The sequence below is a fragment of the Streptomyces sp. KPB2 genome (assembly GCF_003950055.1).
GTDB classification, from domain to species: domain Bacteria; phylum Actinomycetota; class Actinomycetes; order Streptomycetales; family Streptomycetaceae; genus Streptomyces; species Streptomyces salinarius.
The window spans coordinates 5,904,221-5,924,318 of sequence record NZ_CP034353.1 but is presented as its reverse complement, the minus strand read 5'-3'; the positions used below and the strand labels follow the sequence as shown (position 1 = coordinate 5,924,318).

The window sequence follows — 20,098 nt, the reverse complement described above, 5'->3', positions numbered from 1 at the left end:
TCGTCGTCCTGGTGCGTGCGGGTCAGACCCGGATTTCCACGGTGCGCGCCAGCCGGTCGTGCAGGCCCCGGCCGTCGCGGTCCCAGATGAGCGCCGGGAGGGCGAGGCAGAGCAGGACCGAGCGCAGCAGGGCGCGCAGCGGGCTGGGCCGGCCCGTGGCGACGTCCACGACCCGCAGGCCGAAGAGGCGCTTGCCGGGGGTGGAGCCGATCGTGCCGACGGTCAGCACGCTCAGGACGAAGAAGATCAGCAGGGTCCAGTTGCTCGCCGTCTGCCCGTAGCTGCCCGTGATCAGGCCGTATGCGATCAGGGAGCACAGGATCCAGTCGACGGCCAGCGCGCCGAGCCGCCTGCCCGGGCGGGCGATCGAGCCCGGTCCCTCCTCGGGCAAACCGAGCTGCTCGCCGCGGTATCCGAGATCGGCGCCGGCCTCTTCGACGGCCGCGCGGGGGCCGGAGAGCCACGAGCCGATTGCTTGCCTGTTGTCCACCCGACCACGGTACTGCGCCCGTATACGGACCGGGGACGGTGGGGTGTGAGGGTCCCCGATCCGGCCTAGGCTGGGCAGGGAGCCGGTTAACTTCTGCGAAACAAATGGGTCACGCCCGAGAAATCACCCGTCCCTAGGGTCGAGGAAGCGTGTGCCACCCGCACTGGCCGCACGAACGATCTACCAACCCGGCGGGACGGTCGGGAGTAGGAGGAGCTGGATGTTCCAGAACGCCGACGACGTCAAGAAGTTCATCGCGGACGAGGACGTCAAGTTCGTCGATGTCCGGTTCTGCGACCTGCCGGGCGTCATGCAGCACTTCACGTTGCCCGCCGAGGCGTTCGACCCCGACGACGAGCAGGCCTTCGACGGATCCTCGATCCGCGGCTTCCAGGCCATCCACGAGTCGGACATGTCCCTGCGCCCCGACCTGTCCACCGCGCGCGTCGACCCGTTCCGCCGGGACAAGACGCTCAACATCAACTTCTTCATCCACGACCCGATCACGGGCGAGCAGTACTCCCGCGACCCGCGGAACGTGGCGAAGAAGGCCGAGGCGTACCTGGCCTCCACGGGCATCGCCGACACGGCGTACTTCGGCCCGGAGGCGGAGTTCTACGTCTTCGACTCGGTCCGCTTCAAGACCGCCGAGAACGAGTCCTTCTACCACATCGACTCCGAGGCCGGCGCCTGGAACACCGGTGCCCTGGAGGACAACCGCGGCTACAAGGTCCGCTACAAGGGCGGCTACTTCCCGGTCCCGCCGGTCGACCACTTCGCCGACCTGCGCGCCGAGATGTCGCTGGAGCTGCAGCGGTCCGGTCTCCAGCTGGAGCGCCTGCACCACGAGGTGGGCACCGCCGGCCAGGCCGAGATCAACTACAAGTTCAACACGCTGCTCGCCGCCGCCGACGACCTGATGCTGTTCAAGTACATCGTCAAGAACGTGGCCTGGCGCAACGGCAAGACGGCGACCTTCATGCCGAAGCCGATCTTCGGCGACAACGGCTCGGGCATGCACGTCCACCAGTCGCTGTGGACGGGCGGCGAGCCGCTCTTCTACGACGAGCAGGGCTACGCCGGCCTGTCGGACACCGCCCGCTACTACATCGGCGGCATCCTCAAGCACGCCCCGTCGCTGCTGGCCTTCACCAACCCGACGGTGAACTCCTACCACCGCCTGGTGCCGGGCTTCGAGGCGCCGGTCAACCTGGTGTACTCGCAGCGCAACCGCTCGGCCGCGATGCGCATCCCGATCACGGGCTCGAACCCGAAGGCCAAGCGCGTCGAGTTCCGCGCCCCGGACGCCTCCGGCAACCCGTACCTGGCCTTCTCGGCGCTGCTGCTGGCGGGCCTGGACGGCATCAAGAACAAGATCGAGCCGGCCGAGCCGATCGACAAGGACCTCTACGAGCTGGCTCCCGAGGAGCACGCGAACGTGGCACAGGTCCCGACCTCGCTGGGCGCGGTCCTCGACCGCCTGGAGGCCGACCACGAGTTCCTGCTCCAGGGCGACGTGTTCACGCCGGACCTGATCGAGACGTGGATCGACTTCAAGCGCGCCAACGAGATCGCGCCGCTGCAGCTGCGTCCGCACCCGCACGAGTTCGAGATGTACTTCGACGTGTGATCGACCGGGCCCGTGCCCGAGCCGTTCGGCGCCCGCGCCCCCTCCTTCCGGACCTTCCCGGAGGGCGGGGGCGCCGTCGTGCGTGGCCGAAAACACTTCACAGGGCCCGGGCGTGCCGGGATCATGTGTCTTGGACGGTTGTTCGAGTCAGGGGGACGGGGAGAGTGCCGGAGATGCCGGATCGGGACGACGAGGAGCGCGAGTACGACCTGAGATGGGCGGACGGCGCCGAGCACAAGGAGCCCTCGGCGCGGGCCCGGATGCTCGCGGCGCGCTGGAAGGAGAACCCTCCCGGACCGGTCCCCTTCCGCGCCGATCCCGAGCACGTGGGCTCCGGGCGCCGGTCGTCGTGGGTCTCCACCGCCGTGGTGCTCGGCTGTGTGGCCGCGGTGATCGTGCTGCTCGGGTACATCAACTTCCGGGCGCCCTACTAGACCTGCCTGCCGGTGGCGCCGGGCTCAGCGGAACGCGGCGACGTTGCGGGCGGCCCAGTCGGTGAACGGGCGCGGGGCGCGGCCGAGGACGCGCTCGACGTCGGGGCTGACCCGCAGTTCGGCCGGGCTCGGGTTGCCGAGGATGTCCAGCGTGTCGTCGGCCAGCTCCGCCGGCATGCTGCGTGCCATGGCGGCCATGGCCTCGTCGCGGGTCAGCTCGTGGAACGCCACGGGTGAACCCAGCGCGGCGGCGAGCGCCTCCGTCTGCCCGCGCGGCGTGATCACCTCCGGGCCGGTCAACTCGTACGCACCGCCGGTGTGCCGGTCGTCCAGCAGACAGGCCGCCGCCACCGCGGCGATGTCCGCGGGGTCGACGACCGGCACTCCGACGTCGCCGAAGGGCGCGGCGACGACCCGTCGCTCACGGACGGACTCGGCCCACCACAGGGCGTTGGAGGCGAAGCCGCCGGGCCGCAGGACGGCCCACTCCAGGCCGGATTCCCGCACCGTGTCCTCCAGCGCCCGCATCGCGATCCGCGTCGCCCCGAAGGGCCTGGTCACCACGCCGAGCGTGGAGAGCAGGACGATACGGCGGACCCCGCTGTCGGCGGCTTCGCCGACGATGTCGGCGGGGTTGGCGCCGAGGGCGTGCAGGTCGCCGGAGAGCAGCAGGAACAGCGACTTCGCCCCGGTCAGCGCGGGCCGCAGGCCGGCCGGGTCGGCGAGGTCGGCCACCAGGTGGCGGACCCCGTCCGGCACCGGCGCCGGGTGCCGTGACACCGCCGTCACCTGCTCGCCCGCCTCTGCCAGCGCCCGCGTCAGCGGCCGCCCGATGTTCCCGGTCGCCCCGGTCACCACGATCATGTCCAGCTCCTTCTCGGATGTGCTTTGTGGACCTTCAAGCTAGGAGGGCCGACTAACTTTTGGTAAGGGCATACCTGGAGGTAAGCTCATGACATGACGGAAGGCGTGCAGCGCAGGCGGGTCGAGACCGGCGAACGGTATGACGTGTTTCACACCGACTGCCTGGCGCGCGACGTGGTCGACCACGTGACCAGCAGGTGGGGCATCTGGGTGCTGATCTCCCTGCGCCGCAACGACCTCCGCTTCTACGAGCTGCGCGAGAGCATCCAGGGCATCAGCGAGAAGATGCTCGCCCAGACCCTGCGCGTCCTGGTCGAGGACGGCCTGGTCTGGCGGAAGGTCGAGCCGACGACGCCGCCGCAGGTCACGTACGGGCTGACCGAGTTCGGCCGGGACATCGGGGAGCCGCTGACGGACCTGTTCGACCGGATCACGGGGCGGCTGTCGGCGCTCGGCACCCGCTAGTTTCCGGGGCGCCGGGTGCACACTGGACATCGGGACGAGTGCCCGACTGCGAGGTGGTGCAGATGCAGAGCCGCTTCCGGAGTGACCGGCGGTTGACCGTGCGCATGGGGGTCACGCTGTTCCTGCTCGGTCTGTTGTACGTGGGCTTCGTCGCCGCGCTGATCGCCCTGCTGAAGTCCTGGGTGCTGGTCGTGGTGATCGTCGCGCTGCTCTTCGGGGCGCAGTACTGGTTCTCCGACCGGATCGCGCTGTTCGCGATGCGCGGCCGAGTCGTGGAGCGGGACGAGTATCCGGAGCTGCACGGGGTGGTGGACCGGCTGGCGGCGATGGCCGACATGCCGAAGCCGGTGGTCGCGGTCTCGGAGATGGAGATGCCGAACGCGTTCGCGACCGGCCGCAATCCGGACAACGCGGTGGTGTGCGTCACCACCGGGCTGTTGCGGCGGCTGGAGCCCGCGGAGCTGGAGGGCGTGCTCGCGCACGAGCTGTCGCACGTGGCGCACAAGGACGTCGCGGTGATCACGGTGGCGTCGTTCCTCGGCGTGATCGCGGGGCTGATCGTGCGGTTCGCCTTCTACTCGCAGCTCTTCGGCGGGCGCCGGGACCAGAACACGATGGCCGTCCTGGCCGTGGTGATGGGCGTCTCGGCCGCCGTGTACGCGCTCAGCTTCCTGCTGATCAGGGCCCTGTCCCGGTACCGGGAGCTGGCGGCGGACCGGGCCGCGGCCCTGCTCACCGGGCGTCCCTCGGCGCTGGCGGCGGCCCTCACCAAGGTCACCGGCGACATCGCGCGCATCCCGACCAAGGACCTGCGCACGGCCCAGGCCTTCAACGCCTTCTACTTCACCCCGGCCTTCGGTGCCGAGCCCGGCCTGAGCCGGATCTTCGCCACTCATCCCAGCCTGGAGCAGCGGCTCGACCAGCTGGGCCGGATCTCCACCGAGCTGGGCGAGGCGACGGCCCCCGGCAAGGCCTGAGACGCGGGCGGCCGCGGGAAGGACGGACACCAGGGCATGGGACTGCTGGACATCCTGCTCGGCCGGTCCAGGGCGGTGGGGCCCGATCTCGACCGGCTCTTCGCACTGCCCTCGGCGGCGGTGGGCCTGGAGGCCGCGGCCGGCTTCCGGCCGACCGGGCAGGGGGCGGTGTGCTTCGCGACGGTCGAGGGCGCCGCCTTCGAGCGCACGCACCGCGAGATCCGCGCCCTGCTGGACGCGGACGCCGGCCGGACCCCGGTGGATCTGACCCACGACTCCTACGGATACTCCTGGCTCATCTCGCACCGCTCCCCGGACGAACTGCCCCTCCTGGTGAACGACCTGCACGCGGTGAACAGCATCTTGGAGGCGGGCGGCTTCGGGCCGCGGCTGCTGTGTTCCCTGGCCGGTTTCGCGCAGGACGACGGGCGGCGGCTCGCCCTCGTCTACCTCTACAAGCGGGGCACGTTCTACCCCTTCGCTCCCCTGCCCGGTGAACGGCGGCAGCGGGACAACGCGCTGGAGCTGCGGATACGCGCCGCGCTCGCCGCCGAGCTGCCGGTGGAGGGTGATCTGGGCCGCTGGTTCCCGGTCTGGGGCGCGCCCGGCCTGTGACCGCCGTTGGCCCCCGCCTGTCAGTGGTGTCGGGCACGATGTCCCTACCGAGGACGCGTACCGAGGGCGCACGGCCGGACCGAGGACGCCGCGGACGTACGGACGGGCGGAGGACCTGTATGGGTGAGGGCGCACGACGGCACATCGACGCGACCGAACGGCGGGGCCGGCTGGCCCTGCGGCACCGGCTGGCGGCGGCCACGCGGGCGGAGGGTCCGGAGGAGGTCGCCGGTTCCCTGGTCGCCCTGCACGGCACGGACCCGGCGACGGTCCACCTGGCCGTGGGCGCGCGGCTGGCGGACGCGGCGAAGACCGTGGGCGAGACGGAGCGGGCGCTGTACGACGACGGGACGCTGGTGCGGATGCACGGCATGCGGAACACCGTGTTCGTGTTCCCGACGGAGCTGACGGCGGTCGTGCACGCCTCCACCGGCCGCACCGTCGCCGCCCGGGAGCGGGCCAGGCTGCTGAAGAACATGGCCGAGGCCGGCGCGCCGGACGCCGCCTGGCTGACGGAGGTCGAGGAGTCGGCACTGGCCGCGCTGGCCCGGCGCGGCCAGGCCACGGCGGCCGAACTGGCCCGCGACGAACCCCGCCTGAAGGAGCAGTTCGCCTACGCGGCCGGGAAGAGCTACGAGGGGGTGCACACCGTCTCCACCCGCCTGTTGAGGGTGCTGGGGGTGGAGGGCAAGGTGGTGCGGGGCCGGCCGCTGGGCTCGTGGACGTCCAGTCAGTTCCGCTGGGCTCCGGCGCCCGAGCATCCGGAGCTGGATCCGGGCGAGGCGCAGGCGGAGCTGCTGCGGCGCTGGCTGGCGGCGTGCGGGCCGGCGACCGAGGACGACCTCAAGTGGTGGACCGGGTGGCGGGTGACGGAGGTGCGCCGGGCGCTGACCGCGATGGGCGCGGAGGCGGTCTCGCTGGACGAGGGCACGGGGTACGTCGTCGCCGGGGACGCCGGCCCGGTCGCCGGGCCGGGCGAGCCGTGGGCGGCGCTGCTGCCCGCCCTGGACCCGACGGCGATGGGCTGGCAGCAGCGGGACTGGTACCTCGCCCCCGAGCTGCGGCCGGCGCTGTTCGACCGCAGCGGCAACGTCGGCCCCACGGTGTGGTGGAACGGCCGCGTGATCGGCGGCTGGGCCCAGCGGCCGGACGGCGAGATCGTCTGGCGGCTGCTGGACGCCGAGGGCGTCGGCCGCGACGCGGAGACCGCGATCGGAGCGGAGGCGGAGCGCCTGACGTCCTGGGTGGGCACGACCCGGGTCACCCCGCGGTTCCGTACGCCGCTGGAACGGGAGTTGTCGGCGTAGCCCGTCAGCCCTCCGAGCACCGGCCGGCATCATCCAGCCCGTCCGGCGTTTGAGGACGAGGCCGTTCAGGCCGAAGCGGCGGCCTGGGGGCGGCAGCCCCCGGAGAGGGCGACGCAGGCGCCGGGCACCGCGAAAAGACACGGCACCCGGCGCCGACGTCACCGCGAGTACCGCATCAACGCCCGCACCATGTGGCACGTCGTGTCCGACGGCGGATGAACCCCGATGGTCAGCGCAGCGCTCCGTATCCTCTCGTTGCGCGCCTGGTTGGGCAGGTAGACGCCGGAGTCCAGCAGGGCGATGGCGAGCCGCATCGCCTTGAGCCGGCGGTTGTGCGTGATGTACCACTCGCGGGGGCGGCCCGCCGGCAGCGGACGCTTCTCCACGGGTTCGTACGGCAGGTCGAGCAGGACGGGCCGCTTGGCGGTGGACTGGGTGGGCAACGGCTTCGGCTTCAGTGCGGCAGCGGGCACGGGCATCCTCCTGTCGCGGTCGGGGTGCCGTCCGGACTTCCCGGCGACACCCTCGAACACTGCTTCTATTTTACCGCCCACCACTGACAAAAGCCCCTGACCACAAGGCCTTTCGGGGCCGCTGTGACGGGCGTGGTGAACGAGTTCCCGCGCCCTCCGGATACCGTGTGCGGCATGGAGATCTGGATCAACCCGGCCTGCTCGAAGTGCCGCAGCGCGATCAGCCTGCTCGACGCGGAAGGGGCCGACTACACCGTCCGCCGCTACCTGGAGGACGTACCGAGCGCGGAGGAGATCCGCGGGGTGCTCGCCCGGCTCGGACTCGAACCGTGGGACATCACCCGCACCCAGGAGGCGGCCGCCAAGGAACTCGGCCTGAAGGACTGGCCCCGTGACGAGGCGTCACGCGACCGCTGGATCACCGCACTCGCCGAACACCCCAAGCTGATCCAGCGCCCGATCATCACGGCGGACGACGGAACGGCCGTGGTGGGCCGCACCGATGAGGCGGTCAGGGACGCTCTGTCCCGGTAGGTCGGGACTTGTCGCGCGCCGCGACTCGGGGTGGTCCTCGCTGTTACCCTGCGCGGCCATGACCCACGATGATCAAGGGCCGTCCCACGGGCACATACCCCAGGGACAGCAGCCGCCGTACGGACACCCGCAGCCGTACGGGCAGCAGCCCGAGCAGTACGGTCCGTACGCCCCCTCCGCCGCCCCCGCCCCCTGGCCCGCCGAGCAGCGCCGCCGACGCGGCCGCGTCCGGCCGGCGGTACTGGCGGCGACGGGCGTCGTCCTCGCCGCGGCCGTCGCCGGCGGCGCCCTGATGTACACGGGCGGCGACGACGCCCCCGCCGCCGCGCCGGGCGCCTCGGCGACCGTGACGCCCGCCGCCGTCCCCTCGGTGACCGGGAGCCTGCCCTCCGACGCCCCCTCCGCCCTGGCGTCGCTGCTCGCGCGGCCGGTCGTACGCCCCGAGCAGGCCTTCCCGGAGTCGGCCGTGCGCCTGGCCGACGGTTCCCGGTACGAGCGCGTCGACCTCGCCACGACCACCGACTGCGCCCGGGGCATGTCGCAGGATCTGGCCGCCCTGGCCGAGCAGGGCGAGGGCTGCTCCCGGCTCACCACGGCCCTGTTCACGGACGCCGAGCGGCGTTCGCAGGTGTCCGTGACGGTGGCGAGCTTCGTGCGCGCGGAGGACGCCGGGGCGGTGTTCGGCATGGCCTCCATGGACCCGGTGACGTACCAGACGGTGTCGCTCGATCCGCCGCCCGGGGCGGGGCTGCCGACGGTGCCGCCCGGGTCGCCCGGCGTGTTCCGGCGGCTGATGACCGTACGGTCGGTGGTGTTCGCGAACGGCCAGTGGGGCGACGGTTCGGAGACCGGGGAGGCGGACCTCACCCGGCAGACCGAGGACCTGCTCCAGTACGTCAACGACAACGTGGTGGCGTACGAGGAGGGCTGAGGACGGGCGGGGGCGACCCCGGGGCGTGTGACGCAGGTTACGTACGCACGTCGACGTGACCGCTGAGTAACTCCGTTCGGTATCTCGTACATAGCGGCGTACGCTCCCCTACCTCTTCAGGAGGCGCGCATGTCGCGCAGGAGAACTGTCGGCACGAAGAAGAAGATCGCGCTCCTGGTGGGCGCCGCGACCGTGGCGGGCGGCGGCGCCTTCGTCATGGCGAACGCGTCGAACGCCGCGCAGCCCACCCAGCAGGCGCGGACGAAGGCCGCCCAGGACTCGGGCGTCTGCCAGGGCCTGGCCACCGCGCTCGGCAACAACCAGCGGTTCATAGAGGGCCAGCGGGCCAACCCGGACGCGCAGTCCGCCGCCCGGATCGAGAACCGCGAGGCGGTCGTCGCGGAGATCGAGCGCAAGCAGGCGGCGTCCGGCTGCGCGGTCGGGGAGTCGGCTCAGGACTCCCAGGCCGCACAAGACGCCGCTCAGGACGCCGGACAGGCCGCGGGTCGGGACGCCCGGCAGGACGCCGGAGAACAGGCCGGGGGCCCGGCCGGGGACCGGGCGGGCGCCGGGGCCGGAGAGGCCGCGCGGGCCGGCGAGCAGGTCTGCGCCGGCTCCACCGTCACCCTCTCCGGCGAGGGCGGGGCACCCGCCGCCTCCAGCAATCAGTTCCCCGTGGGCACCAGGCTGAAGGTGACCAACCTCGACAACGGCAGGTCCACGACCGTCGAGGTGAACTCGGTCTCGGGCAGCTGCGCGCTGCTCAACAACGCGGCGTTCGAACAGGTCCGGGAGGAGGGCAAGTTCCTGATCCGGCGGGCGCTGATCGAGAAGGTCGGCTGAGTGCCCGAGGCCGCCGACGCTAGGGCCGGTCCGGCGCGGCGAGGAAGTCGGCGAGGCGGCGGCCCAGCCCGGGCGGTGCGGCCTGCGGCAGCGCGTGGTGGGAGACGTCCGGCAGTACGGCGGTCTCCACGTGCGGCAGCTGGGTCCGCGCCCGGGCCGCCACCCCGGCCGGGTCGTGCGTCCTGCTGTTCCCGGCCAGGAGCAGCAGGACCGGCACGTCCAGGGCGCGCAGCGCGTCGGGGGCCGGGCGCGGTCCGGTGACCGGCCGGCGCTCCGGGAAGCCGACGGCGGCCTCCTGGAGGGCGAGCCAGTCGGCGTCGAGCGGGGTCGCGCCGGTCTCCCAGTCCAGGAAGGCGCGGACGCGGCGGGGCGTGGGTCGCAGCAGCATCGGCAGCGCACGCAGCAGGTAGGCCGCCTTGAACCCGGCGAAGCACTGGGTCGGGTCCAGGAGGAACAGGCGGCGTACCCGGCCGGGGGCGTGCAGGGCGTGGTGCAGGGCGATCCAGGCACCGTAGGAGTGCCCGCCGAGGTCGGTCTCCGCGATGCCGAGGCCGTCGAGGAGAGCGTCCAGCCAGCCGGTGAGGTCGGCGACCGTACGGGGGTGGCGGTCGCCGGCCGGCGTGCTGCGGCCGGGGGCGCCGACCAGGTCGACGGCGTGGACCCGGTGGGTGCGGGACAGCTCGGCGGCCTGGGCGTACCAGGACGCGGAGGTCGCCGCACCGCCGCCCGGCAGCAGGACGAGGGGGCGGGCACCGGCCGGGCCGGTCACGTGGACGTGCGTCTCGCCGAAGGGGGTGGGCACGGTCACCGACCCGGTCCCCCCGGGCCACTTGGCCATGACCTTGTCGTAGGCGTCGTGGAACCGGCCGGCGTCGTACGGGCCGTGAGCGCTCATGAGTGGTGCCCCCTGTTTCGCTTGTTCCCTGTTCCCGCTTCTCGTGCGTCAACGGTATTCTCTCGTTGGGCGAGATACTTGTCGAGCGAGGAAATGCGGGAGGAGCGGCATGCCCGACCAGGGGCCGGAGATGGAGGTCGTCCATCTGCTGCGCGCGGTCACCGTCGAACTGGGGGCGCACAGCGCGCGGTTCGCGCAGCGCAACGGCATGCACCCCACCGACGTCCGCGCGCTCATCGCGCTCATGGACGCCGCACGCGCGGGCGAGGCGATGACCGCCGGGCGCCTGGGCACCGCGCTCGGGCTGAACTCCGCGGGGACCACGGCGCTGGTCGACCGGCTGGAGCAGGCCGGACACGTGCGGCGGGTACGCGACGCACGGGACCGGCGCAGGGTCACGGTGGAGGTGGACGAGCGGGCCGTCGCGCTGGGCCGGGCCCACTTCGGACCGCTGATCGGGCGGACGGTGGAGCTGCTGCGCGGATACGACGAGCGGGAACTGGCGGCGATCCGGGGCTTCCTGACCGGCGTACGGGAGGCGGCCGGGGACGACGGGCGTGAGCCGCACCACAAGGACCCCAGGTAACACGGGGTTCACATACGGGCAACGGTCGGGAAATCGCCCGTTGGCACGCTGCACGGCAGCAGACGCGGCGCCCCTGCCGCCCCAGCACCGCGAGTGCGGCGAGACCCACCCCGAAGGATGTGGCCCCCGTGACCTTCAAGGCCGAGTACATCTGGATCGACGGCACCGAGCCGACGGCCAAGCTCCGTTCCAAGACGAAGATCATCACGGATGCCCCCGCCGGCCTGGACGCCCTGCCGCTGTGGGGCTTCGACGGCTCCTCGACCAACCAGGCCGAGGGCAACTCCTCGGACTGCGTGCTCCGGCCGGTCTTCTCCTGCCCCGACCCGATCCGCGGCGGCGACGACATCCTGGTGCTGTGCGAGGTCCTCGACACGGACCTGACGCCGCACCCGAGCAACACCCGCGCCGAACTGGCCGGGGTGGCCGAGCGCTTCGCCGCGCAGGAGCCGGTCTTCGGCATCGAGCAGGAGTACACCTTCTTCAAGGGCTCCCGTCCGCTCGGCTTCCCCGAGGGCGGCTTCCCGGCCGCGCAGGGCGGCTACTACTGCGGTGTCGGCTCGGACGAGATCTTCGGCCGCGACGTCGTCGAGGCGCACCTGGACAACTGCCTGAAGGCCGGTCTCGGCATCTCCGGCATCAACGCCGAGGTCATGCCCGGCCAGTGGGAGTTCCAGGTCGGCCCGCTGTCCCCGCTGGAGGTCTCCGACCAGCTGTGGGTGGCCCGCTGGCTGCTCTACCGCACCGCCGAGGACTTCGAGGTCTCCGCCACCCTCGACCCCAAGCCGGTCAAGGGCGACTGGAACGGCGCGGGCGCGCACACCAACTTCTCCACCAAGGCGATGCGCGAGGGTTACGACGCGATCATCACCGCCGCCGAGTCGCTCGGTGAGGGCTCCAAGCCGATGGACCACGTCAAGAACTACGGCGCCGGCATCGACGACCGCCTCACCGGCCTGCACGAGACCGCCCCGTGGAACGAGTACTCCTACGGCGTCTCCGACCGCGGCGCCTCGGTGCGCATCCCGTGGCAGGTCGAGAAGGACGGCAAGGGCTACATCGAGGACCGCCGTCCCAACGCCAACGTCGACCCGTACGTCGTGACGCGCCTGCTCGTCGACACCTGCTGCACGGCGCTGGAGAAGGCCGGCCAGGTCTGAGACCGGGTCACTACGACGCTCCCCGGCCGCTCGGCCACCGGGGAGCGTTGTCAGTGGCCCGTGCGATGGTGGGGTCATGGAGATCGACGGGGACCTCGCCATCAGGGTCGAGACGGAGAACTGGCAGACGCACGCCCGCATCCGGGCGGCCGAGCTGCGGGAGCTGGTGACGCGCATCGGCCACGCCGGCGACCGCTTCCTGGTGGTGCAGCGGATACCGGACATCCCCGACGTGTTCGCGCAGGTGTGGCACGAGGAGGGCGGGGAGTACCGGCTGGAGTACCGGGCCGCCGCGGACGCGTTCTTCGGCACCGACCTCGACGACCCCCGCCGCGTGGCCGACCTCCTGACCGGCTGGGCACGCCGGGAGCCCGGCTGGGACGCGGGCGTGGCCTGGGAGCCGATCGACCTGGGGCCCGAGAAGGACGTTCCGGAGCTGCCGGACGGGGTCCGGCAGCAGGTCGAGCGGCTGATCCGGGAGCGGCTGAGCTGCGGGTACGACAGCCGCAAGACGCTGGTCGAGATCGCGGAGGAGTACCGCGACCCCGACGCCGACGACGAGCGGCCGGTGTCCCGGGCCCAGGCCTGGCAGTTGGTGGACCGGCTCTGGCTGGAGCGGCTGGCCGAGCAGGAGACCTGGGGCGAGGAGATCACCGACCCGGACCGCCTCACCCGGGTCTTCCGGGCCCTGGACGCGGCCGGTGTCACCGCCCGGGAGAACTTCGCCTGCTGCCGCGGCTGCGGCACCGCGGAGATAGGGGCGGAGCGCGAGGGCGCCCGCGGCTTCGTCTTCTTCCACCGGCAGAGCACCGAGGCCGCCGCCGAGGGATACGGGCTCATGCTGCACTACGGCGGTTTCGACGGCTCGGAGGAGACGACCACGGCCGTCGGGCACGAGGTCGTGGCGGCGTTCGCGGGGTCCGGACTGTCCACGGAGTGGAACGGCGACCCGGGCAGAGCGATCGAGGTCTCCCCACTGAACTGGCGCAAAAGGCTGGAGGGTTGACCGGTCCGGCGGCTGGTTCGAGCCAGTCGGTGTCCACACACTGAGAGGAGTCTCCTCTCCCCCGCCGCCGTCTGCTTCAATGAGCCCATGGTCGGCTTCCGGAAGTACGCAGCGACGGGTCGCCATGACCTCGAGCCCTTCTGGCCTTCCCGTCAGCACGACGACTTCGACCGGGTGTGTTGCCGCGCGACGATCGCGCCGGCCCGCTAGAAGCCGTACCTCCCAGGCCTTCTGCGCCTGCCGCCGGTGCGCACGACGTACGTCCCGCGACGCGCCGCGACCACGCACGCGCGCCCGTCGCCCCTCCCGACGAACCTCTCGCGCGAAAGAGCTGACGTCTCATGGCGACCACCCGTTCCCTGTCCACCGTTTCCCTCGACTCCCCCACCGTCCTCCCCGACTCCGGCGGCCCCCGGCACCGGTTGCGCGCCGTCGCCCCGGACGAGGTGGCGGACCTGCTGCCGCCGGGCGCCACCTGGCTGCCCGCACCCGAGCACACCCTGCCGACGCTCCCGGGACACCCGCCGATGGTCGGCTACCTCGTCCTCGTCCCCGCCGACCGGCAACCGCCGTTCCCGGCCCCGGAGCAGGCCCGGCCCCGGAGCACTGGCCCGGGCCGCGCGGAGAACCCGCTCGTCCGGATCGACCCGGCGCGGCGCACCGCCGCCGTCGACGGACGCGAACTCGACCTGACCTACCTGGAGTTCGAACTGCTCGCCCACCTCGTCGCCCATCCGAACCGGGTGCACACCCGCGACCAGTTGGTCACCACGGTGTGGGGCTACGGGCACGTGGGCGACGGCCGCACCGTCGACGTGCACGTGGCCCGGCTGCGCCGCAAGCTCGGCACGGAGCACCGGCAGACCATCCAGACCGTGCGACGCGTCGGCTACAAGTACACCCCGCCCGCCGGCCGCTGAGCCGCCGCGTCAATCTGCCGACGGCAGAGGCCCGTTCCCTCCGGTCGCCGGACCCGGCACAGTGACCGGTATGAGGCTACTGGTGCTGGGCGGTACGGAGTTCGTGGGGCGGGCCGTGGTCGAGGCGGCGCTCGGCCGGGGCTGGGAGGTGACCGTCCTGCACCGCGGACGGCACGCCCCGCCGGCCGGAGCGCGGGCGCTGCACGGCGACCGCACCGCGCCCGACGGGCTCGCCGCCCTGGCCGGGGCCGAGGGCACGTGGGACGCCGTCGTCGACACCTGGTCGGCGGCGCCCCGCGCGGTCCGAGACGCGGCGCGGCTGCTGCGGGACCGCGCCGGACGGTACGTGTACGTGTCGAGCCGCTCGGTGTACGCCTGGCCCCCGCCCGCCGGGTGCGCCGAGGACGCCCCGCTCGTCGAGGGCGCCTCGGCGGACGCCGGACAGAGCGACTACGCCCGGGACAAGCGGGGCGGGGAACTGGCCGCCACGGACGCCTTCGGCGCGGACCGCTCCGTGCTCGTACGGGCCGGGCTGATCCTCGGCCCGTACGAGAACGTCGGCCGGCTGCCGTGGTGGCTGAACCGCGTCGCCCGCGGCGGGCCGGTCCTCGCACCGGGCCCGCGCGACCTGCCCCTGCAGTACATCGACGTCCGCGATCTCGCCGACTGGACGCTCGGCGCGGTGGAGCGGGAGCTGAGCGGACCGTACAACCTGGTCTCCCCGCCGGGGCACACCACCATGGGCGGCCTGCTCGACGCCTGCGCGAGGGTCACGGGCGGCGCGGCGCAGCTGCGCTGGACCGACCCCGCGACCGTCCTCGCCGCCGGGATCGAGCCCTGGGTGCAACTGCCGGTGTGGACGCCCCCGGACAGCGACCTGTACGACGCCCTGCACACGGCGGACGTCACCCGGGCCCGGGCGACGGGCCTCGCCTGCCGGCCCGTCGAGGACACGGTGGCCGACACCTGGACCTGGCTGCGGGACATCGGCGGCACCGCACCCCGGCGCCCGGACCGGCCCCCGGTCGGACTGGACCCGGAAACGGAGGCCAAGGCCCTCGCCTCGGCCGACGGTCCTCCGGAGGGCGCGGGTGTACCTGGCACCACCCCCTGACCGGGGTGCCCGGCCCAGTGCCCCCGCGCCGGCGCCTCGGCGAGACTGATGCCATGAGCATCGAGACGAAGAGCGGCACACGGCAGGCGCGGACCCCGGCCCGGACCCGGACACGGGATGTCGCGCTGGCGGCCGTGCGGGGACTGACACTGACGTTCATCGCCCTGCCCGGCGCGGTGCTCTGCTTCTGCCTGAGCCTCGTGTCCATCGCCCTCGTCCCGATCGGGATCGGCATCGTCACCACGCCGTGGGTGCTGACCGGCGTGCGGAAGTTCGCGGACTGGCGGCGGCTGCTCGCCGCGGAGTGGGGCGGGGTACGGATCCAGCGGGGCTACCGGCCGCTGCCCGCGGACGCCAACCCGTGGGCCCGCACCCTCGGGATGCTCCGTGACCCGGCGACCTGGCGGGACGTCCTGTGGCTGCCCGTCGACATGACGGCGGGCGCCGTCACCGCACTGCTCGCCTTCGTGCTGGCCCTCTACCCGCTGGAGGGCTTCGCCATCGCGGCCGGGCTGTGGCGGGTGCTGCCCGACGGGTACTGGTACGGCTTCGTCAAGGTCACCGGCCAGGCCTCCGCCCTCTTCGCCGCCGTACTGGGCGCCGTGCTCCTCGTCGCCTCCCACTGGCTCACCCCGCTGCTGCTGAGAACCCACTTCCGGCTCACCGGGGCGATCCTCGGCTCGGGCCGGACCGAACTCGCCGAGCGCGTACGGGTCCTGACCGAGACCCGGCGCGACGCCGTCGACACCTCCGCCGCCGAACTGCGCCGTATCGAGCGCGACCTGCACGACGGGGCGCAGGCCCGGCTGGTCGCCATGGGCATGGACCTGGGCACCATCGAGGCGCTGCTGGAGAAGGACCCGGCGAAGGCCAGGGAACTGCTCGCCCAGGCCCGCCGCTCCTCCGCCGACGCCCTGACCGAGCTGCGCGAACTCGTGCGCGGCATCCACCCGCCGGTGCTCGCCGAGCGCGGCCTGGGCGACGCGGTGCGCGCGCTGGCGCTGCGGCTGCCCGTCACCGTCGAGGTCGACGTGGACCTGCCCGGCCGGCCCGAGGCCCCCGTGGAGTCGGCCGCGTACTTCGCGGTCAGCGAGGTGCTCACCAACGCCGTGAAACACTCCGGCGCCGACCGGATCTGGATCGACATCCACCACGGCGAGGGCCTGCTGCGCGTCTCCGTCACGGACAACGGCAAGGGCGGCGCCGCGATCGGAGCGGGCTCGGGCCTGGCCGGGGTGGAGCGGCGACTGGGTACATTCGACGGCGTCCTGGCCGTCGGCTCGCCCGCGGGCGGCCCCACCATGGTCACCATGGAGATCCCTTGCGTGTTGTCCTAGCCGAAGACCTGTTCCTGCTGCGCGACGGGCTGGTCCGGCTCCTGGAAGCCCACGACTTCGAGATCGCCGCCGCCGTCGAGACGGGCCCCGAGCTGTCCCGGGCCCTGGCCGAGCTGAAGCCGGACGTCGCCGTGGTCGACGTCCGGCTGCCGCCCACGCTCACCGACGAGGGCCTGCAGTGCGCGCTGGAGGCCCGTCGCAACCGGCCCGGACTGCCGGTGCTGGTCCTCTCCCAGCACGTGGAGCAGTTGTACGCGCGCGAGTTGCTGGCCGACGGGAGCGGCGGGGTGGGGTACCTGCTCAAGGACCGGGTGTTCGACGCGGAGCAGTTCGTGGACGCCGTACGGCGGGTGGCGGCGGGCGGTACGGCGATGGACCCGCAGGTCATCCAGCAGCTGCTCAGCCGGCGGGCGGCGGAGGACCGGCCGTTGGAGCGGCTCACCCCCCGCGAGCTGGAGGTGCTGGAGCTGATGGCGCAGGGCCGGACCAACGCGGCGATCGCCGGGAAACTCGTCGTCACGGAGCGCGCGATCGCCAAGCACACGGCGAACATCTTCGCGAAGCTGAGCCTGGAGGTCTCGGACGACGACAACCGCCGTGTCCTGGCGGTTCTGGCGTATCTGGACCGCGGCCGCTGACCCTGTCGCACGTCCCACGCGTCCCACGGGACCCGGCAATTCCCCACACGGGTGAACACCTCCGGAGCGGCTTCCGTATGGATGGGAGCCGCTTCACCCCTGTCGGGCGCCCTCGATGCCCCGCAAGCGATGCCTCCGCAAGGAAGTTTGAGGAGTTCCATGGGACGCAACACAAGAAAACGCCGTACGCCGCTGGCCACCAAGATCGTTGCCGGGGCGGCGGCCCTGGCGGTCGGCGGGGGCGGACTCGTCTGGGCCAACTTCTACGCTTCGGCGCACGAGGAGCATTCCGGCCACAACCGGACCAGGTCGGCCGCCGCGCAGGTGGCGACGATCGACTGCCCCGACGTCGGCCAGGAGATCCGGGACGTGCCGGACCGGGCGCGCGGGGAGGTGGACGGCGAACTGGCCACGATGGACAGCCAGATCACCGACGCCTACCAGCGCCTGGCCACCACACGGCGGGCGCAGGCGGGTGACGCGCAGTTCGTCCAGAACGCCATTCTCGGCCCGCTCAAGGACCGGCGGAAGGCGATCATCGACCGGATCCAGCTGGAGATCAACCGGGCCGGCGGCAAGGCCGACGACAACCTGGACCAGCTGGCCGAGTGCCAGGGCCGCCCCGCGGACCAGATGCAGAACGGCGACGGCCAGAACGGCGGCGGTCAGAACGGCGACGGCCAGAACCAGGGCGGCAACGAGGGCAACGACGACAACGGCAACGGTGTCGCGGGCCCGGTCGCCGACGACTTCGTCGACATCAACGACGTACAGCCGAACTCCCGCAACAACCGCAACGGTCTCGCCGCGAACGGCGACGGCGGCTCCACCGGCACCTTCACCACCGACTGCGGCGTCAACGAGAACAACCTGTTCAACAGCGACAACCTGATCGCCGCCCCGGGCGTCGACAACGGCGCGCACCACACGCACGACTACGTCGGCAACCAGGACAACGACGCCTTCTCCAGCGACGAGGACCTGGCCAACGCGGACACCTCCTGCCAGAACCAGGGCGACAAGTCCACGTACTACTGGCCGGTGCTGCGCCTCCAGGACGGTACGCAGGAGTTCGACGCGGGCGACCAGGGCGGTGGTGCCGAGGGCAACATCGGCAAGATCCTCAAGCCCGCCGAGGCCCGGATCCAGTTCGTCGGCAGCAGGCAGGGCGACGTGGTCGCGATGCCGAAGTTCCTGCGCATCATCACCGGTGACGCCAAGTCCTTCACCAACGGCGACGCGAACGCCAACACCTCGTGGAGCTGCTCGGGCTTCGAGGACCGGCAGGTGACGGACAAGTACCCGCTGTGCCCCGAGGGCAGCCAGGTACTGCGGACGACCAACTTCCAGAGCTGCTGGGACGGTCAGAACATCGACAGCGCCAACCACCGGGACCACATGGCCTTCGTCCAGGAGGACGGCAGCTGCCCGAACGGCTTCCAGGCCATCCCCCAGCTGCAGATCCGCCTCGCGTACGACATCCCCACCCCGACCGTCGAGAACGGCCAGGTGCGGAACCCCTACGCCGTGGACAGCTTCCCGGAGCAGCTGCACAAGCCGATCACCGACCACAACGACTTCATCAACGTCATGGACGAGAACCTGATGAACAAGGTGGTCGACTGCATCAACCGCGGCGAGGACTGCCAGTAGCGGCGCGGGGACCTTCGGTCGGAAGAGGGCCGGTGGCGGGGATCCGCCACCGGCCCTCTTCGGCTTCCCGTGCCTGCGGTCAGCCGCCGTGCGCGGCGTGTTCACCGTGCCCGCCGGAGTGCCCGGCGTCGTGCCCGCCGCCGCCGTGCTGGACGCCCTGCTCCAGGATTCCGCCGAGCCGGCCGCGCAGGTCCGCCACCACGTCCTCGTGGCCGACGGCGACCCATTTGCGGCCGACGAGGTAGTAACCGCCGTAGTCCTTCGCGGTGTTGATCCACTCGCGCTGGCCGCGGTCGGTGGCGAAGGTGGCGAGGACGTACTTCTCGTCGCCCTTGCCGCACAGGGCCTGGCGGATGGTGTCGGCGTCGGTCTGCATGTCCGGCGCGCACTTCGCCTCGGCGGCCAGGTGTTCCAGGCTGCCGGTCGCCGTCTCGGGCACGGCGGCCCCGCCGTCCCCGTCGGCGCCGCAGCCCGTCAGTGCCAGGACCGCCGCCAGGGCGGCCGGCGCGAGCATCGGTCGGGTCAGCCTCATGTGTTCCTCCGGTCCGCCGGTGCGACATGCCGCACGGAGCCCCCGAAGAGGGGCTCTCGCCATCGATACGGGCGCGGCGCGCGAAGTACTCAGGAACCCGCGTGCCCTTGTGCCTGGACCGTGCGAGAGTGGCGGGGTGGACCAGGACTGGGAAGAGCGCGTGACGGCCGCCTGGGCGGCATTCGACGACTACGCCGAGGAGGACGCCGCCGACTTCCGGGCGGTGATCGACGCCCTCGCCGACGAGCTGCCCGCGGACAGTCCCCTCGGCCTGTTCGAGCGGGCCTGCGCCTGGGACTCCACGGGCCACTCCGACCGGGCCGTGCCGCTGTACCGCGAGGCGCTGGAGCGCGGGCTCGGCGAGGTCAGCCCGTACAAGGGGCGCCGGGCGAAGATCCAGCTCTCCAGCTCCCTGCGCAACACCGGGCACCCGGAGGAGGGCGTGAAGCTGCTCTCGCCGGAACTGGTCGCGCCGCCGGACGAGTTGGACGACGCGGTGCGCGCGTGTCTCGCGCTCTGCCTGTCGAGCATGGGCCGCGACCGCGAGGGCCTGTCCCTGGTGCTCGGCGCGCTGGCTCCACATCTCCCCCGGTACCAGAGGTCGATGGCCAACTATGCGCGGCAGCTGGTGGAGGTGGACCCCGAGGAGGAGTAGCCCGGCTCGCCGTGGGGCGCGGTGGAACGGTGACCATCC

The 20,098-nt window shown here is 72.4% G+C and carries 23 protein-coding genes; 18 read left to right on the top strand and 5 right to left on the bottom strand.

Annotated features, from left to right (window positions below; translation table 11 throughout):
• Positions 1–22: 22 nt before the first annotated feature.
• Positions 23–490 (bottom strand): RDD family protein, encoded by a 468-nt coding sequence (locus D1J63_RS26645; RefSeq protein ID WP_125632321.1) that lies wholly within the window; start codon positions 488–490, stop codon positions 23–25.
• Between the two features lie 220 nt (positions 491–710).
• Here D1J63_RS26645 and glnA point away from each other — a divergent pair, with 220 nt between their 5' ends.
• Together glnA and D1J63_RS26635 are read left to right on the top strand one after the other, a co-directional pair.
• On the top strand, positions 711–2,120 hold the full coding sequence (gene glnA / locus D1J63_RS26640) for a type I glutamate--ammonia ligase (RefSeq protein ID WP_007388370.1): 1,410 nt from the start codon (positions 711–713) through the stop codon (positions 2,118–2,120).
• Between the two features lie 173 nt (positions 2,121–2,293).
• Positions 2,294–2,554 (top strand): hypothetical protein, encoded by a 261-nt coding sequence (locus D1J63_RS26635; protein ID WP_176155446.1) that lies wholly within the window; start codon positions 2,294–2,296, stop codon positions 2,552–2,554.
• A gap of 24 nt (positions 2,555–2,578) precedes the next feature.
• Here the strand turns inward: D1J63_RS26635 and D1J63_RS26630 are convergent, their stop codons facing one another.
• The gene (locus D1J63_RS26630) at positions 2,579–3,418 is read right to left on the bottom strand and encodes an NAD(P)H-binding protein (protein WP_125632317.1); all 840 of its coding nucleotides are present in this window, start codon (positions 3,416–3,418) and stop codon (positions 2,579–2,581) included.
• Between the two features lie 93 nt (positions 3,419–3,511).
• On the opposite strand from D1J63_RS26630, the gene D1J63_RS26625 reads away from it, so the two are divergent.
• The 4 genes from D1J63_RS26625 (at position 3,512) to D1J63_RS26610 (ending at position 6,782) form a co-directional block, all read left to right on the top strand.
• Entirely contained in the window at positions 3,512–3,883 is a 372-nt protein-coding gene (locus tag D1J63_RS26625; RefSeq protein WP_125632315.1) for a helix-turn-helix domain-containing protein, read from the top strand.
• A 62-nt stretch (positions 3,884–3,945) separates the two neighbouring features.
• Positions 3,946–4,860: a zinc metalloprotease HtpX gene (gene htpX / locus D1J63_RS26620; protein WP_125632313.1), complete on the top strand. Its 915-nt coding sequence runs from the start codon at positions 3,946–3,948 to the stop codon at positions 4,858–4,860.
• Positions 4,861–4,896: 36 nt separating this feature from the next.
• On the top strand, positions 4,897–5,475 hold the full coding sequence (locus D1J63_RS26615; protein WP_125632311.1) for a hypothetical protein: 579 nt from the start codon (positions 4,897–4,899) through the stop codon (positions 5,473–5,475).
• 119 nt (positions 5,476–5,594) lie between these two features.
• Positions 5,595–6,782: a winged helix DNA-binding domain-containing protein gene (locus D1J63_RS26610; protein ID WP_125632309.1), complete on the top strand. Its 1,188-nt coding sequence runs from the start codon at positions 5,595–5,597 to the stop codon at positions 6,780–6,782.
• A 158-nt stretch (positions 6,783–6,940) separates the two neighbouring features.
• Here the strand turns inward: D1J63_RS26610 and D1J63_RS26605 are convergent, their stop codons facing one another.
• Complete coding sequence (locus D1J63_RS26605) at positions 6,941–7,255, bottom strand: hypothetical protein (protein WP_125632307.1); 315 nt, start codon at positions 7,253–7,255, stop codon at positions 6,941–6,943.
• A 174-nt stretch (positions 7,256–7,429) separates the two neighbouring features.
• Here D1J63_RS26605 and D1J63_RS26600 point away from each other — a divergent pair, with 174 nt between their 5' ends.
• The 3 genes from D1J63_RS26600 (at position 7,430) to D1J63_RS26590 (ending at position 9,563) form a co-directional block, all read left to right on the top strand.
• On the top strand, positions 7,430–7,789 hold the full coding sequence (locus tag D1J63_RS26600; RefSeq protein ID WP_125632305.1) for an arsenate reductase family protein: 360 nt from the start codon (positions 7,430–7,432) through the stop codon (positions 7,787–7,789).
• Between the two features lie 58 nt (positions 7,790–7,847).
• Positions 7,848–8,720, top strand: coding sequence for a hypothetical protein (locus D1J63_RS26595; RefSeq protein WP_125632303.1), 873 nt, complete (start codon positions 7,848–7,850; stop codon positions 8,718–8,720).
• Positions 8,721–8,849: 129 nt separating this feature from the next.
• On the top strand, positions 8,850–9,563 hold the full coding sequence (locus D1J63_RS26590) for a hypothetical protein (RefSeq protein ID WP_125632301.1): 714 nt from the start codon (positions 8,850–8,852) through the stop codon (positions 9,561–9,563).
• Between the two features lie 19 nt (positions 9,564–9,582).
• On the opposite strand, the gene D1J63_RS26585 is transcribed toward D1J63_RS26590, so the two are convergent.
• Complete coding sequence (locus D1J63_RS26585) at positions 9,583–10,458, bottom strand: alpha/beta fold hydrolase (RefSeq protein WP_125632299.1); 876 nt, start codon at positions 10,456–10,458, stop codon at positions 9,583–9,585.
• A gap of 109 nt (positions 10,459–10,567) precedes the next feature.
• On the opposite strand from D1J63_RS26585, the gene D1J63_RS26580 reads away from it, so the two are divergent.
• The 8 genes from D1J63_RS26580 (at position 10,568) to D1J63_RS26540 (ending at position 18,872) form a co-directional block, all read left to right on the top strand.
• Positions 10,568–11,044: a MarR family transcriptional regulator gene (locus D1J63_RS26580; protein WP_125632297.1), complete on the top strand. Its 477-nt coding sequence runs from the start codon at positions 10,568–10,570 to the stop codon at positions 11,042–11,044.
• 128 nt (positions 11,045–11,172) lie between these two features.
• Positions 11,173–12,204 carry a glutamine synthetase gene (glnII, locus tag D1J63_RS26575; protein WP_102932197.1) on the top strand — a complete coding sequence of 344 codons (1,032 nt, stop codon included), beginning with the start codon at positions 11,173–11,175 and terminating at the stop codon, positions 12,202–12,204.
• Between the two features lie 76 nt (positions 12,205–12,280).
• Positions 12,281–13,210 carry a hypothetical protein gene (locus D1J63_RS26570; RefSeq protein ID WP_125632295.1) on the top strand — a complete coding sequence of 310 codons (930 nt, stop codon included), beginning with the start codon at positions 12,281–12,283 and terminating at the stop codon, positions 13,208–13,210.
• Between the two features lie 341 nt (positions 13,211–13,551).
• Positions 13,552–14,130: a winged helix-turn-helix domain-containing protein gene (locus tag D1J63_RS26560; protein ID WP_125632291.1), complete on the top strand. Its 579-nt coding sequence runs from the start codon at positions 13,552–13,554 to the stop codon at positions 14,128–14,130.
• Between the two features lie 70 nt (positions 14,131–14,200).
• Complete coding sequence (locus tag D1J63_RS26555) at positions 14,201–15,244, top strand: SDR family oxidoreductase (protein WP_125632289.1); 1,044 nt, start codon at positions 14,201–14,203, stop codon at positions 15,242–15,244.
• A 53-nt stretch (positions 15,245–15,297) separates the two neighbouring features.
• Entirely contained in the window at positions 15,298–16,581 is a 1,284-nt protein-coding gene (locus tag D1J63_RS26550; RefSeq protein WP_125632287.1) for a sensor histidine kinase, read from the top strand.
• A complete protein-coding gene (locus D1J63_RS26545) occupies positions 16,566–17,219 on the top strand; it encodes a response regulator transcription factor (RefSeq protein ID WP_102928324.1) in 654 nt (217 codons plus the stop codon). Before D1J63_RS26550 ends, D1J63_RS26545 begins: the two co-directional genes overlap by 16 nt.
• Positions 17,220–17,378: 159 nt before the next feature.
• Positions 17,379–18,872: a DUF1996 domain-containing protein gene (locus tag D1J63_RS26540; protein WP_125632285.1), complete on the top strand. Its 1,494-nt coding sequence runs from the start codon at positions 17,379–17,381 to the stop codon at positions 18,870–18,872.
• Between the two features lie 79 nt (positions 18,873–18,951).
• Here the strand turns inward: D1J63_RS26540 and D1J63_RS26535 are convergent, their stop codons facing one another.
• Entirely contained in the window at positions 18,952–19,404 is a 453-nt protein-coding gene (locus tag D1J63_RS26535) for a hypothetical protein (protein ID WP_125632283.1), read from the bottom strand.
• A gap of 136 nt (positions 19,405–19,540) precedes the next feature.
• Here D1J63_RS26535 and D1J63_RS26530 point away from each other — a divergent pair, with 136 nt between their 5' ends.
• On the top strand, positions 19,541–20,059 hold the full coding sequence (locus D1J63_RS26530; RefSeq protein ID WP_240798607.1) for a tetratricopeptide repeat protein: 519 nt from the start codon (positions 19,541–19,543) through the stop codon (positions 20,057–20,059).
• The last annotated feature ends 39 nt before the right edge of the window (positions 20,060–20,098 follow it).